At 70.0% G+C, this 11996-nt stretch carries 14 protein-coding genes; 5 read left to right on the forward strand and 9 right to left on the reverse strand.

Annotation, left to right across the window (positions count from 1 at the left end; translation table 11 throughout):
• Positions 1-17: 17 nt before the first annotated feature.
• From CFB35_RS19650 to CFB35_RS19660, 3 genes are all read right to left on the reverse strand, one after another.
• The gene (locus tag CFB35_RS19650) at positions 18-797 is read right to left on the reverse strand and encodes a sensor histidine kinase KdpD (RefSeq protein ID WP_089465458.1); all 780 of its coding nucleotides are present in this window, start codon (positions 795-797) and stop codon (positions 18-20) included.
• A gap of 67 nt (positions 798-864) precedes the next feature.
• Complete coding sequence (locus CFB35_RS19655) at positions 865-1788, reverse strand: DMT family transporter (protein ID WP_089465770.1); 924 nt, start codon at positions 1786-1788, stop codon at positions 865-867.
• 40 nt (positions 1789-1828) lie between these two features.
• Positions 1829-2686: a LysR family transcriptional regulator gene (locus tag CFB35_RS19660; RefSeq protein WP_089465459.1), complete on the reverse strand. Its 858-nt coding sequence runs from the start codon at positions 2684-2686 to the stop codon at positions 1829-1831.
• Between the two features lie 113 nt (positions 2687-2799).
• Here CFB35_RS19660 and CFB35_RS19665 point away from each other — a divergent pair, with 113 nt between their 5' ends.
• From CFB35_RS19665 to CFB35_RS19675, 3 genes are all read left to right on the forward strand, one after another.
• Positions 2800-3183, forward strand: a complete 384-nt coding sequence (locus CFB35_RS19665) for a tautomerase family protein (protein ID WP_059639120.1) — start codon at positions 2800-2802, stop codon at positions 3181-3183.
• Positions 3184-3322: 139 nt separating this feature from the next.
• Positions 3323-4915: a CHAD domain-containing protein gene (locus CFB35_RS19670; protein ID WP_089465460.1), complete on the forward strand. Its 1593-nt coding sequence runs from the start codon at positions 3323-3325 to the stop codon at positions 4913-4915.
• Between the two features lie 46 nt (positions 4916-4961).
• Positions 4962-5798, forward strand: coding sequence for a TOBE domain-containing protein (locus CFB35_RS19675; RefSeq protein ID WP_089465771.1), 837 nt, complete (start codon positions 4962-4964; stop codon positions 5796-5798).
• A 188-nt stretch (positions 5799-5986) separates the two neighbouring features.
• On the opposite strand, the gene CFB35_RS19680 is transcribed toward CFB35_RS19675, so the two are convergent.
• The 4 genes from CFB35_RS19680 to CFB35_RS19695 all read right to left on the reverse strand — a co-directional run bounded on the left by CFB35_RS19680 (position 5987) and on the right by CFB35_RS19695 (position 9062).
• Entirely contained in the window at positions 5987-6688 is a 702-nt protein-coding gene (locus CFB35_RS19680) for a sulfate/molybdate ABC transporter ATP-binding protein (protein WP_089465461.1), read from the reverse strand.
• Positions 6689-6752: 64 nt separating this feature from the next.
• Complete coding sequence (modB, locus tag CFB35_RS19685) at positions 6753-7430, reverse strand: molybdate ABC transporter permease subunit (protein ID WP_089465462.1); 678 nt, start codon at positions 7428-7430, stop codon at positions 6753-6755.
• 10 nt (positions 7431-7440) lie between these two features.
• Complete coding sequence (gene modA / locus CFB35_RS19690; protein ID WP_089465463.1) at positions 7441-8235, reverse strand: molybdate ABC transporter substrate-binding protein; 795 nt, start codon at positions 8233-8235, stop codon at positions 7441-7443.
• A gap of 128 nt (positions 8236-8363) precedes the next feature.
• Positions 8364-9062, reverse strand: coding sequence for a phosphatase PAP2 family protein (locus CFB35_RS19695; protein ID WP_089465464.1), 699 nt, complete (start codon positions 9060-9062; stop codon positions 8364-8366).
• 259 nt (positions 9063-9321) lie between these two features.
• Here CFB35_RS19695 and CFB35_RS19700 point away from each other — a divergent pair, with 259 nt between their 5' ends.
• Both CFB35_RS19700 and CFB35_RS19705 read left to right on the forward strand, forming a co-directional pair.
• A complete protein-coding gene (locus CFB35_RS19700; protein ID WP_089465465.1) occupies positions 9322-10428 on the forward strand; it encodes a PHB depolymerase family esterase in 1107 nt (368 codons plus the stop codon).
• A gap of 80 nt (positions 10429-10508) precedes the next feature.
• The gene (locus CFB35_RS19705; RefSeq protein ID WP_069618521.1) at positions 10509-10685 is read left to right on the forward strand and encodes a DUF3563 family protein; all 177 of its coding nucleotides are present in this window, start codon (positions 10509-10511) and stop codon (positions 10683-10685) included.
• A 110-nt stretch (positions 10686-10795) separates the two neighbouring features.
• Here the strand turns inward: CFB35_RS19705 and CFB35_RS19710 are convergent, their stop codons facing one another.
• Together CFB35_RS19710 and CFB35_RS19715 are read right to left on the reverse strand one after the other, a co-directional pair.
• Positions 10796-11215, reverse strand: a complete 420-nt coding sequence (locus CFB35_RS19710; protein WP_059582963.1) for an organic hydroperoxide resistance protein — start codon at positions 11213-11215, stop codon at positions 10796-10798.
• Between the two features lie 154 nt (positions 11216-11369).
• Entirely contained in the window at positions 11370-11822 is a 453-nt protein-coding gene (locus CFB35_RS19715; protein WP_059582960.1) for a MarR family winged helix-turn-helix transcriptional regulator, read from the reverse strand.
• Positions 11823-11996: the final 174 nt, after the last annotated feature.

The raw sequence follows: 11996 nt of genomic DNA on the forward strand, positions 1-11996 counted from the left end.
TTCGGGCGGCCGACCGCTTACACCGGCGCCTCGCACGGAATCGAGAACGTGATGGTGGCGGGCGCGCCGTCGGCGAACGCGTCATGCGCGAACGTGCCGCCGTGCGCGAGTGCGACGCGCTGGCACAGCGCCAGCGTCCACGCGCTGCGTTTCGCGTCGCGCTCGCGCAGCATTTCGCGCCGCGCGAACGATTCGAATGCGTGCGGCCGCGCGGGATCGACGAGCACGTCGGCGTTCACGGTGCACGTGGCGCGCGCGGTGAACTGCGCGCCGTCGCGCGTGCATGCGAACGCGACGCGGCTGCCCGCGGCGCTGGCCTCGACGGCTGTCGTCAGCAGGGTCCAGAGCGCCTGCGCGACGCGTTCGCGATCGACGGCGAGCGACGGCTCGCCGTCCGGCAGCGTCGCGTCGAGCGCGACCTCGCGTGCGTCGGCGAGCGCGAAGCGCACGAGCGCCAGCGTGTCGTCGAGCAGCGCGCGCAGCGCGAACCGCTGCGGCGCGAGCGCGAGTGTGCGCGTTTGCGCGCGCGGCGCGTCGAGCACGTCGTCGATCAGCGCGACCTGCTGGTCGATGCCGGTGCGGATGCCCGCGAGCGCGCGCTGCAGGTTCGGATCGGCATTGGCGAGCTGGCGTTCGAGCACGTAGGCCCAGCTGTGCATCGCATTCAGCGGGCTGCGCAGGTCGTGCGACGCGGTGGAGAGCGCCTGGTCGCGCAGGAACAGCGCCGCCTGGGCGGCGTAGTGCGCTGCGCGTTCGCGCAGCAGGTCGGCGGCGGGATCGACGGAATGGGGCGTCACGGAGCTGGCCTGTCGGAAACGGTTGGCGTAAGGGTCACGCGAATCGTCATTATAGGGACGGTGGCGATCACGCCGGCAGCGCGTCCTCGTCCTTTTTCCGCGCGGCGCCGTTCGGCAGCAACTGGCACGCGAGCAGGCCGGCCAGCATCAGCGCGCAGCCGACGAGCGCGCGCAGCGTCAGCGTTTCGCCGAGCGCGGCCCACCCGGCGATCGCCGCGAACACGCCTTCCATGCTGAAGATCACGGCCGCGTGCGCGGGCGCCGCGTCGCGTTGCGCGACGACCTGCAGCGTATAGCCGACGCCGACCGACAGCAGCCCGCCGTACAGCAGCGTGGGCAGCGCGCCGCGCAGCATCGCGACGCTGACCGGCTCGACCGCCAGGCCGACGGCGAGGCACGCCACGCCGCACACGGCGAACTGCAGGAACGCGAGCACGAGCGGATCGTGGCGTTTCGCGAGATGGCCGACCGCCATCACGTGCGCGGCGATGATGACGGCGCCCGCGAGCTGGAACCAGTCGCCGTAGAGCACCGAGAAGTGCTCGTCGATGCTCAGGAAATACAGGCCGATCGCGGCCAGCAACGCGCCGAACCACGTGCCCGCGCCGATCCGGTGCCGCGCGAACACGCCCATCAGCGGCACGATCACGACGTACAGCGAGCTGATGAAGCCGGCGTTGGCGATCCGCGTGTATTGCAGGCCGACCTGCTGCAGCGAGATCGACACGGCGAGCAGCCCGCCGAGCGCGAGGCCCGGCAGCAGCCGCGCCGGGCCGCGGCGGATCGCCGCGAACTGCGCGCGCGACGCCGGATTCAGCATCAGCAGCGGCGCCAGCACGAGCGCGCCGAGCAGGAAGCGCAGCCCGGTGAACAGGAACGGCCCGATCACGTCGAGGCTCAGGCGTTGCGCGACGAACGCGGAGCCCCAGATCGCGGCGGCGCCGAGCATCAGCAGGTTGGCGCGGAGGTGCTTGCGGGCGTCGGGCTTCATCGGCATTCGTCTGGAGATTACGGGCGGCGGGGCCGCTAGTTTACGCCGAGATTGCCAGGCTGTCGGCAAACCTGCGCAGCGCGGCGGCGGCGCGGGCGTCGCGTACCCGTGAATACAGCACGACCTGCGACTGCGGCAGCACCGGCAGCCCGAATTTCGCGCCGACGTCGACCAGCGTGCGCGGGGCGACGCGCCGCGCGAGCGGGCAGACGGCCAGCCCCGCCGCGGCGGCGGCCGAGACCGCCGCGACTCCGCCGCCCGTGAAGCGCTCGCGCCACGGCAGCCCCGCGCGGTCGAGCGCGCGCAGCGCGGCCGCCCGCACGCCGCAGGGGCCGGCCAGCACCGCGAGCGGCAGCGGCTCGCCCGCGCGCGGGGCCCAGTCGGGCGCGGCGAGCCAGGCCAGCGGCTCGGTGAACAGCGGCGTGCCGTCGTCGCGCGGCGGATCCTCGCCGGGCTCGTGCCGGGCGATCACCGCGTCGAACCGCCGTTCGTCGTATTGCGGGAGCAGGCTCGTCGACGCCCCGAGATGCATTTCCAGCGACAGCCCCGGATCCTGCCGGTGCAGGCTCGTGAGCACGGCCGGCAGGTCGGGCACCGCGACGTGCTCGCTGACGCCGAGCGACAGGCGCACCGTGCCGGTCGAGATCGCGCCGAGCGCATGCTCGTGCGCGTCGAGCAGCGCACGGGCGGCCGGCAGGAAATGCTCGCCGTCGGCGGTCAGTTTGACGATGCGCGGCGTGCGCGCGAGCAGCGGCTTGCCGAGGTGGGCTTCCAATCGTTTCAGCTTCAGGCTGACGGCCGATTGCGTGGTGCCGAGCGCATCGGCGGCGCGCGTGAAGCTCGCGAGATCGGCGACCAGCACGAACGCGCGGACGGCATCGAGATCGAGTACTTTCATTTCCAATGAAAATGGATGAAATATTGATCAATGACTGTTCATTATAGATCGGCGGGCCTAACCTGACGCCGTGTTTTCGTTCTTCAACGTCATTCACCGACAGGAGCAGGACCATGCCATTCACCCGTATCGCCGTACGCGAAGGCAAACCGGCCGCCTACCGCGCGGCACTCGTCGACGGCGTGCATCGCGCGCTGATGCAGACGTTCAACGTGCCCGAGGACGACATCTTCATGGTCGTGACCGAGCATGCGGCCGAGAACTTCGTGTTCGGCCGCCACTACTACGATATCGAACGCAGCGACGATCTCGTGATGATCCAGATCACCGCGAACAACACGCGCACGCTCGAGCAGAAGCGGGCGCTGTACCGGACGATCGCCGAGAACCTCGCGCAACAGCCGGGCGTGCGGCAGGAAGACGTCTTCATCAGTCTTGTCGAGGTGCTGAAGGAGAACTGGTCGTTCGGCAACGGCATCGCGCAATACGCGGTCTGACGCGCCGGCTTGATCCGCCACGGCGCGACGGGGCCGGATCGGCGCCTGCGCGTTTGGGCGGCGTGTACTATGGAAGCTGCTTCACGAGCGACGCCGGCGCGGTCGATGCGCCGGCGATCCTTGATGTGCGGGAGCCTCCATGTCGCGTGCGCTGGAAATCGTGTTGTCGTTGTCGCTGGAAGGATGGCCGGGAAAGGGCGCGGGCCGCACTCGCGGTGCGCAGCGCGACTTCGGCGCCGAGCTCGTGCGTGCGTGGCGGATCTGCCCGCAGGTCCGGATGCGGCGCGGCCACGAGCGCGTGACGATCGAGCCGTGCCAGATCGACGAGGCCGAGCGCAGCCCCGGCGCGAGCTGGTGGACCTGGGTCGAATCGAACGCGCATGGCACGCGGGTCGTCGCGTCGCGCACCGAAACGTTCGCCCCCGGCGTCACGCAGCGCGAGCTGTTCGACGCGGAGCACGCGGGCATCGTCGTCGCGACGCCGCTGCCGATACCGGCGTCGGCCGCCGAAATCGACGGCGTTGCACCGGACACCGACGAAGCGCGATCCCAGGCATCGGCGCCGCGCATCGTCAGCGAACGGCGGCGCGGGCGCTGGGCCGACGACAGCGGCGTCGTGGTCGAAATGACGCTCGACGACATCACGCTGCACGGCGGCGGCGAGCCGCCGCGCCGCTACGTCGAGCTGCGCCTGGCCGCGCCCGACTGGGACACCGTGGCCGCGCGCACGGCCGCGCTGCACGCGCTGTTCGCCGCGGCGCGCGAACTGAGCGGCGCGTGGCCCGCGTTCGTGCAACTGACGAGCGTGATCGACCGCGCCTGTGCGGGCGGCCCGGTGGCCGCCATGCTGGTCAAGGCGCGGCCCGTCGACCTGACCGGCATCCGCACGCAGCGCGCCGCGCTGTTCGCGCTGTCCGGCGACATCACCGCGCAGTGGCTCGGCAACGAGCGTGGCGTGCTCGATCGCGACGATCCCGAATTCGTCCACCAGATGCGCGTCGCGCTGCGCCGCTTGCGCACGCTGATGCGCTTCTTCCCGCGCTTCACCGATCGTCGATGGAAGGACACGCTCGGCGTCGACCTGCGCTGGCTCGCCGCGCTGCTCGGCACGGTGCGCGACTGGGACGTGTTCGCGACCGAGAGCCTGCCTGCGCTGATCGCGGCCGACGGCGGCGGCGGCGACTGGGACGGCACGCTCGATGCCGCCCGCGCGCAGTCGATGGCCGCGCGCGTCGAGCTGCGGCAGGCGCTGCATTCGGCTCGCTATGCGCGGCTGACGCTCGGCTGGCTCGAATGGCTGAGCGCGCTCGCGCTGCCGGCGGCCGACGGCGACGACGCGCCGTCGCTGCGGCGTCACGCGACCAAGCGCGTGCGGCGGCTGTTCGGTCATCTCTACGGCTCGCCGTCGCTCACGTCGCTCGACACGGCGGCACGCCATCAGGTGCGGATCGATGCGAAGCGGCTGCGTTACGCGCTCGAATTCTTCACGTCGCTGGCGTCGCGCCGCACGCGCAACGAGACGGTCAAGACGCTGGCGCGCGTGCAGGGCGTGCTCGGCGAGGCGAACGATGCGATGGTCGCGCTTCACCATCTCGAGCAACTGGGGGCGCCGCCGTATCAGCTCGGCTTCGTGCGCGGCTACGGCGCCGCGCTCGAACAGCGCGCGGCGCGCGACGCCGAAGCGCTGCTGGCCAGCCTGCGGCCGCCGAAGCTCGACGGCAAGCCGGGCTGAGCGCCGCCTCTATAATGGCCGCCCGTTTTCCATACGCATGCCGATGATGACCGACGCCCCGCCTTCTTCCTCGTCCGCCGGACCGCTCGAACTGAGCGGCGAGCTGTGGTTGCGCGCCGGCGAACAGACGCTCGGCGGCGCGACGCGCATCGCGCTGCTCGCGGCGATCGGCGACACCGGTTCGATCACGCGCGCGGCCAAGGCCGTCGGCCTCAGCTACAAGGCCGCGTGGGACGCGGTCGACACGATGAACAATCTCGCCGGCGAGCCGCTCGTCGCGCGCTCGACGGGCGGCAAGGGCGGCGGCGGCACGACGCTGACGCCGCGCGCGACGTCGCTGATCGCCGCGTTCCGCGCGATCGAGCGCGAGCATCGCCGCTTCATCGAGGCCGCGAGCGCGGCCGTTGCCGGCTTCGACGTCGACTGGGCGCTGATCGGCCGGATCGGGATGAAGACGAGCGCGCGCAACCAGTGGTTCGGCAAGGTCGCGTCGATCGTGCGCGGCACCGTCAACGACGAGGTGACGCTTGTGCTGCCTGGCGGGCAGGCCGTCGTCGCCGTGCTGACGCACGAAAGCGCCGACGCGCTCGGGCTGCGGGAAGGCGAGCACGCGTGCGCGTTGGTGAAGGCGTCGTGGGTCGTGCTCGCGGTCGACGATGGCGGGCCCGACCTGAAAGTTTCCGCGCGCAACCGGCTGCACGGCAGCGTGGAAGCCGTCGCGGCGGGTGCGGTGAACAGCGAGGTGACGCTGGCGCTCGACGGCGGCGGAACGCTGACGGCCGTCGTGACCAACGACAGCGTCGATGCGTTGCAGCTCGACGCGGGCCGGCGGGCCATCGCGCTGTTCAAGGCGTCGAGCGTGATTCTGGCGGTGACGGGCTGACCCGGCGGGCAGCGCGAGCGCGGCACTCGCTTGCCGGCGCCCGTCGTGCGAGGAACGGGGCGAAGCCGCTACCGCCCGCGTGCGCATCGCACCGGCTTCGTTTTCCGCTATCGGCATGTGTCGCGACGCGGCTTCTCCCGGGTTCCAACGTGGCGGCAAACGCCACGATCACGGCCACGGCCGCGTGCTCACGAGACGCGCGTCTGCCACTCCGCGTGCGGCGAGTTCGCCTGCACGCGTCCTTCGCTCAACTGCACGACCTGGTCGCCGAACGCGGCGACGTCGTCGGGGTCGTGCGAGATCAGCACCATCGGGATGTCGAGCCGCGCCTGCAGTTCGGCGAGCTCGTGACGCATGCGCTGGCGCATCGCGCCGTCGAGCGCCGCGAACGGTTCGTCGAGCAGCAGGATGCGCGGCTGCGCGACCAGCGCGCGCGCGAGCGCGACGCGCTGCTTCTGCCCGCCCGATAGCTGCGACGGATATTGCCCCGCGAGCGATTCGAGGTCGAACGCGCGCAGCCAGTACGCGACTTCCGGCGGCACCGTCCTCGCGCGCGGGTTGCGCAGCCCGGACGTGAGCCCGAACGCGATGTTCTGCCGCACGTTCAGATGCGGAAACAGCGCGTAGTCCTGGAACAGGTACGCGACACGGCGTTCGCGGGTCGGCACGTCGATGCGGCGCGCGGCGTCGAACAGCGGCTCGCCGTTCAGCGTGATCGTGCCTGCGTCGGGCGTCAGCAGCCCGGCGATCGCCTGCAGCGTCATGCTCTTGCCCGCGCCGGACGGCCCGAACAGCACGACGCGCTGCATCGCCGCCGTGAACGACACATCGAGCGTGAAGCGGCGCTCGGCGTTCGCGTAGGTCTTGCGGATGTCGACGACGAGGCTCATGCGGGCCTCCGCCGAAGCGGGCCGGCTGCTGGGCGGCACCGGCGATGCGGACAGCACACGCGCTTCATGTCGGTTGGCTCCGCCGTGCGCGCGACGGTACGAGCCAGCCGGTCGCGAGCAGCACCAGCACGCAGGTGATCGACGTCACCAGCACGAGGAAATTGGCCGTGTTGTCGTCGCCGGCCTGCACGGCCGCGTAGATCGCGACCGACAGCGTCTGCGTGCGGCCGGGCAGGTTGCCGGCGATCATCAGCGTCGCGCCGAATTCGCCGAGCGCGCGCGCGAATGCGAGCAGCGCCCCCGCGAGAATCCCGCGCGTGGCGAGCGGCAGCGTCACGCGGAAGAACACCGCCACTTCGCCGAGCCCGAGCGTGCGCGCGGCGCGCTCGAGATGCGGATCGACGCCTTCGAACGCCGCGCGCGCCGATTTCAGAATCAGCGGAAACGCGACGACCATCGACGCGATCACCGCGCCTTGCCACGTAAACACCAGCTCGATGCCGAGCGTGTCGAGCCACGCGCCGAACACGCCGCGCCGGCCGAGCAGCACGAGCAGGTAATAGCCGAGCACCGTCGGCGGCAGCACGAGCGGCAGCGTCAGCACGGCATCGACGACGTCGCGCAGCGGCGAGCGCCAGCGCGCGAGCACGAACGCGGCCGCGACGCCGAGCACGACGTCGAGCGCGGTCGCCCAGCCGGCAACCTTCAGCGACAGCAGCAGCGGGACCCAGGCGTCTTGCATCGCGAGTCGCTCACCGGGCGGGCTTGAAGCCGAACGTCGACAGCACGGCCTGGCCCTGCGGCGACACGACGAAATCGATGAACGACTGCGCCTGCGCGGCGTGGCGGCTGTCCTTGACCACCGCGATCGGGTAGGTGATGGCCGTCCGGGTCGGCACCGTCAGCGCGACTTTCACGCGGCCCGGCATGATCGCGGCGTCGGTACCGAACACGAAGCCCGCGTCGACCTCGCCGCGCGCGACGTAGTCGAGGCTCTGGCGCACGTTGGCGGCCAGCACGCCTTTCGCGCTGACCGCCTCCCACACGCCGGCCGCGCGCAGCGCGCCCTCGGTGTAGCGGCCGACCGGCACCGATGCCGGGTCGCCGTACGCGATGCGCTTCACGCCGGGCGCGGTCAGGTCGTTCAGCGACGTCGGCGCGGCCGCGCGGCTGTCGGCCGGCACGATCAGCACCAGCGAGTTCGCGGCGAAATCGCGGCGTGTGCCGGGCGCGATCACCTTTTCGTTCACCGCGCGATCCATCGCCTTCTGGTCGGCCGATGCGAACACGTCGGCCGGCGCCCCCTTGGCGATCTGCTGCATCAGCACGTCCGATGCGCCGAAGTTGAGCAGCACCCTGGTGCCCGGATGCTGCTTCTCGTACGCGTCGCCGACGGCCTTGAACGCGTTCGTCAGGCTGGCGGCGGCCGACACGACCAGTTCGTCGGCGGCCGAAGCGGGCGCGCTGAACGCGAACCCGGCGGCAAGCGCGGCGAGCGGCAGCAGGCGAAGCAGGGTGCGGCGAAGCGGGCGGACGGTTGAGCGCATGGCGGATTCGTTTTGAACGGGAGGAAACCGTAATCGTAATATAGGGCGGGTTATAACGCTCGGCATACTGCTCATGCGGCGGTGTGCATGAAATGGTCGGACGTGAAAAGGAGCGGCCCGGCAGCCGGTCACGCGTGAAGCGTATGCGGCGCCGATTCGGTGCGCTGCAGCGACGACGGCTGCGACGCGGGATGGTAGTTCGGGTTGGCCTTCCAGCGCGCGCGGACGAACGGGCGCTCGTGCCCCGACAGTTCCAGCGCGACCTTGGTGACCCAGCGGTGTGACGGCACCGCGATGCCGTGCAGCGCCACGGTGACGAGCGCGAGGCTCGCGACGACCGCGGGCACCGACCAGCGGTGCGGCACCGCGCGCCACGAGCCGGCGATGAACGTGAGCGCGGCGAGCGCGCCGACGATGCAGCCGGTGATCGATTCGGACGGCGAATGCGCGTCGAGCGCGACGCGCGACACGCCGACCGCGATGCCGGCCGCCAGCCCGAGCGCGATGCCGGCGATCCGCAGCGGCGTGCGCGCGCGGATCAGCGCGAGGAAAATCGCGACCGGATACACCGACGTCGACAGCATCGCATGGCCGCTGAACCCGGTGAAATCCCACGCGCGGATGCCGATGCCCCAGCCGAGGAACGCGATCTTCGTGAGCGCCACCACGCCGATCGCGGCCGCGAGCACGCCGAGCCATGCGGCCGCGCGTTGCCACGAATAGCCGAGCGCGAGCCACACGGCAATCGTGATCGCGAGCGGCAAGGTCAGGCCGGCGCCGCCGAACGCGGTGATCATGATCCACAGATGAGAGGGCAGGTCGAACATCGGGAAGGGGACGAACGAGGGCGGGGAGAATGCTTAAATCAACGCGCGAGCCGGGCAGAACGACTACAACGGATACAAGCGGCGAAACCCCAGTATAGCGCCGCGTCCGCATGAGGCCCGTTTTTTGCGCCGCCGGGAACTATCGGCGCGCAGGAAAAATCCCAGAAACAATGTTATGGTGCATTGCACAAAGCTGAACGATGCACCCATTGCGGCGCTTTCATGGCGCCCCTATTTTTCCTGACTGCGAGCCCGATCGATGACCAAAAGTCTGACCAAGGTGTGGCTGGGCGGCATGAAACGCATGCTGTCTCCGGCCGCCAAGCGCGGCGCGCGCGATGCGCAACGCATCGCACGCGACGCACTCGAGGCCGCCTCTCCCGCCGTGTCCGATCTGTCCCCGCCACGCGAATCGCGCGTACGGCCGCGCGCGGCCGCATGGGCGGCGGGCGAGTGGACACGCGGCGAACATCCGATGACGCCCGCGCTCGGGCGGCTGGTCCAGAACCTCGCGTACGGGCTCTACGTACCGCCCGGCCGGCGGCGCGGCGCGATGCCGCTCGTCGTGATGCTGCACGGATGTCAGCAGTCGGCGGACGAATTCGCGCAGGGCACGCGGATGAACCTGCTGGCCGACAAGCACGGCTTCGCGGTGCTGTATCCGGAACAGTCGCTGCGCGCGCACGCGCACGGCTGCTGGCACTGGTATGAAGACACCGACCGCGCGGGGCGCGGCGAGGCGGACACGGTGGCGTCGCTGGTCGACGCGCTGGTCGACGAGCACGGTTTCGACGCGTCGCGCGTCTACGTCGCCGGGCTGTCGGCCGGCGCGGGGCTCGCGTCGCTTCTTGCACTGCACCATCCGGAGCGCTTCGCGGCGATCGCGTTGCACTCGGGCCCCGCGCTCGGCGAGGCGAACTCCGGCATTACCGCGATGGACGTGATGCGGCGCGGCCTGCGCCAGAACCCGGCCGCGGCGGTCGATGCGCTGGTCGATACCGGTGCGTATCCGGGCATGCCCGTGCTGATCGTCCAGGGCGATGGCGATCATGTCGTCGCGCCGAAGAATGCCGATCAACTGACCGTGCAGTTCATGCGCCTGAACGGGCTTGCCGACAGCCGCGGTGCGCTGCGCGGCGGCGAGCGCGTCGAGACGCGCGAAACGGGCGCGCAGATCACCGATGTGTGTCGCGACGGCGAGCCGGTCGTGCGGCTGTGTCACGTGAAAGGGCTCGCTCACGCGTGGGCCGGCGGTGACGAAGCCGTGCCGTTTCACGCGGCGGTCGGCCCCGACGCAAGCGCGATGATCTGGTCCTTTTTCGAAACCTATCGCCGCACTGTGGCGACGGAACGACGCACCGTCTGATCGATGCTGGTCAAAGCCTAGGGTTTTCCCTATAATTCGGGAAAACCCTAGTCCAGAACCTTTGAACAGCGAGATCGACCATGTACCTGCTGAGCCACCTCTTCCTGATGCTGACCAAGAACGCCGAAAAGGCCGCGAAAGAGCGCGCCGACGCGTACCTGGCCGAAGCCACCGACATCTACGATCTCGAATTCCGCATGCGCAAGATCGATCGCGACGCGGCAATGAACCGCCCGTATTCGATCGGCGCGCGCTAAGCAGCGCGCGCGGGCCTTGCCGGCCCGCCAGTTCGGCGAATCGCGCAAAAGGGCGCGTGCGGCACGATGCCGCACGCGCCCTTTTTGCGTCCTGCCGGAACCTGCGGCCGTCAGACGAGCGTCAGCCGCACCGGCACGTTGTTGCGCGTGGCGTTCGAATACGGGCACACGTGGTGCGCCTTGTCGACCAGCGCCTGCGCGTCGGCCTTGTCGAGCCCCGGCAGCGACACGCGCAGCTCGATGTCGAGCCCGAAGCCGCCTGCGTCGTTCGGGCCGATGCCCACCTCCGCCGTGACTTGCGTATCGGCCGGCAGCGTCTGCTTGTTCTGGCCCGCGACGAATTTCATCGCGCTCAGGAAACAGGCCGAGTAACCTGCGGCAAACAGCTGCTCCGGATTCGTGCCTTCCGCACCCGTGCCGCCGAGTTCGCGCGGCGCGGCCAGCTTTACTTCCAGCTTGTGGTCGGCGGATACCGCGCGGCCGTCGCGGCCGCCCGTGCTCGTGGCGCTGGTCTTGTACAGAATGTTCATCGTGCTGCTCCTGTCGGGAAGAGAGGGAGAAAGCGGTCCGGTCCAACGGGGTGTCGCCGGCCACGAAGCAAATATAGAGCACAAATCATTAGTGTGCAAATTAAATTTCGAAGAAAAAGCCCGGCACGCCGGGCGGTCGATCCGAGCTCGAGCGTCAGCGTTCGTTGGCCGCCGACAAAGCGTCGCGCAACTGCTGGAGATCGGCGCGCAGCCTGATCAGGAATTCGGGTGTCTGTTGCATCGCGCAAAAGAGGTCGGCGGGCACCGAGCGCGCGCGCTCCTTTAGCGCACGGCCTTCCGGCGTCACGCGCACGTTGACGACGCGTTCGTCGGTCGCGCTTCGCGCGCGCTCGACGTAGCCGAGCGCCTCCAGTCGCTTGAGCAGCGGCGTGACCGTGGCCGGATCGAGGTCGAGCCGCGCGGCGATGTCCTTCACGGCCATGTCGTCGCGCTCCCACAGCACGAGCATCGCGAGATATTGCGGATAGGTCAGCGACAGCTTGTCGAGCAGCGGCTTGTACGCCTTCGTCATCGCGTGCGAAGTCGAATAAAGCGCGAAGCAGAGTTGCTCGTCGAGTGTCTGGGGCAGCGCGGGCAGGCGATCCATGGTTCGGGAAGCGCATCGGATGCGCGAACGATTTGCACACGAATTATTTTGCGCGCAAAAGGTTTGGCTGAACAGGGGGCCGGCGGGCAGTCGATATGGAAAAAGGGGGGAGATCAGAAGCGCGCCGGCGACGACCCGGGGCCGAACAGCGGAGCGGCCGGCGACATGCGCCGG

Origin of the sequence: Burkholderia sp. AU16482, assembly GCF_002223285.1 — a bacterium.
Lineage (GTDB): Bacteria > Pseudomonadota > Gammaproteobacteria > Burkholderiales > Burkholderiaceae > Burkholderia > Burkholderia semiarida.

What these genes read in the sequence shown, in the direction of transcription:
- CFB35_RS19705 (WP_069618521.1), top strand. Translation starts at nt 10,509, where the DNA reads ATGTACCTGCTGAGCCACCTCTTCCTGATGCTGACCAAGAACGCCGAA.
- modA (WP_089465463.1), bottom strand. Translation starts at nt 8,235, where the DNA reads ATGCGCTCAACCGTCCGCCCGCTTCGCCGCACCCTGCTTCGCCTGCTG.
- CFB35_RS19655 (WP_089465770.1), bottom strand. Translation starts at nt 1,788, where the DNA reads ATGAAGCCCGACGCCCGCAAGCACCTCCGCGCCAACCTGCTGATGCTC.
- CFB35_RS19670 (WP_089465460.1), top strand. Translation starts at nt 3,323, where the DNA reads ATGTCGCGTGCGCTGGAAATCGTGTTGTCGTTGTCGCTGGAAGGATGG.
- CFB35_RS19665 (WP_059639120.1), top strand. Translation starts at nt 2,800, where the DNA reads ATGCCATTCACCCGTATCGCCGTACGCGAAGGCAAACCGGCCGCCTAC.
- CFB35_RS19695 (WP_089465464.1), bottom strand. Translation starts at nt 9,062, where the DNA reads ATGTTCGACCTGCCCTCTCATCTGTGGATCATGATCACCGCGTTCGGC.
- CFB35_RS19675 (WP_089465771.1), top strand. Translation starts at nt 4,962, where the DNA reads ATGACCGACGCCCCGCCTTCTTCCTCGTCCGCCGGACCGCTCGAACTG.
- CFB35_RS19660 (WP_089465459.1), bottom strand. Translation starts at nt 2,686, where the DNA reads ATGAAAGTACTCGATCTCGATGCCGTCCGCGCGTTCGTGCTGGTCGCC.
- CFB35_RS19700 (WP_089465465.1), top strand. Translation starts at nt 9,322, where the DNA reads ATGACCAAAAGTCTGACCAAGGTGTGGCTGGGCGGCATGAAACGCATG.
- CFB35_RS19680 (WP_089465461.1), bottom strand. Translation starts at nt 6,688, where the DNA reads ATGAGCCTCGTCGTCGACATCCGCAAGACCTACGCGAACGCCGAGCGC.
- CFB35_RS19715 (WP_059582960.1), bottom strand. Translation starts at nt 11,822, where the DNA reads ATGGATCGCCTGCCCGCGCTGCCCCAGACACTCGACGAGCAACTCTGC.
- CFB35_RS19710 (WP_059582963.1), bottom strand. Translation starts at nt 11,215, where the DNA reads ATGAACATTCTGTACAAGACCAGCGCCACGAGCACGGGCGGCCGCGAC.
- modB (WP_089465462.1), bottom strand. Translation starts at nt 7,430, where the DNA reads ATGCAAGACGCCTGGGTCCCGCTGCTGCTGTCGCTGAAGGTTGCCGGC.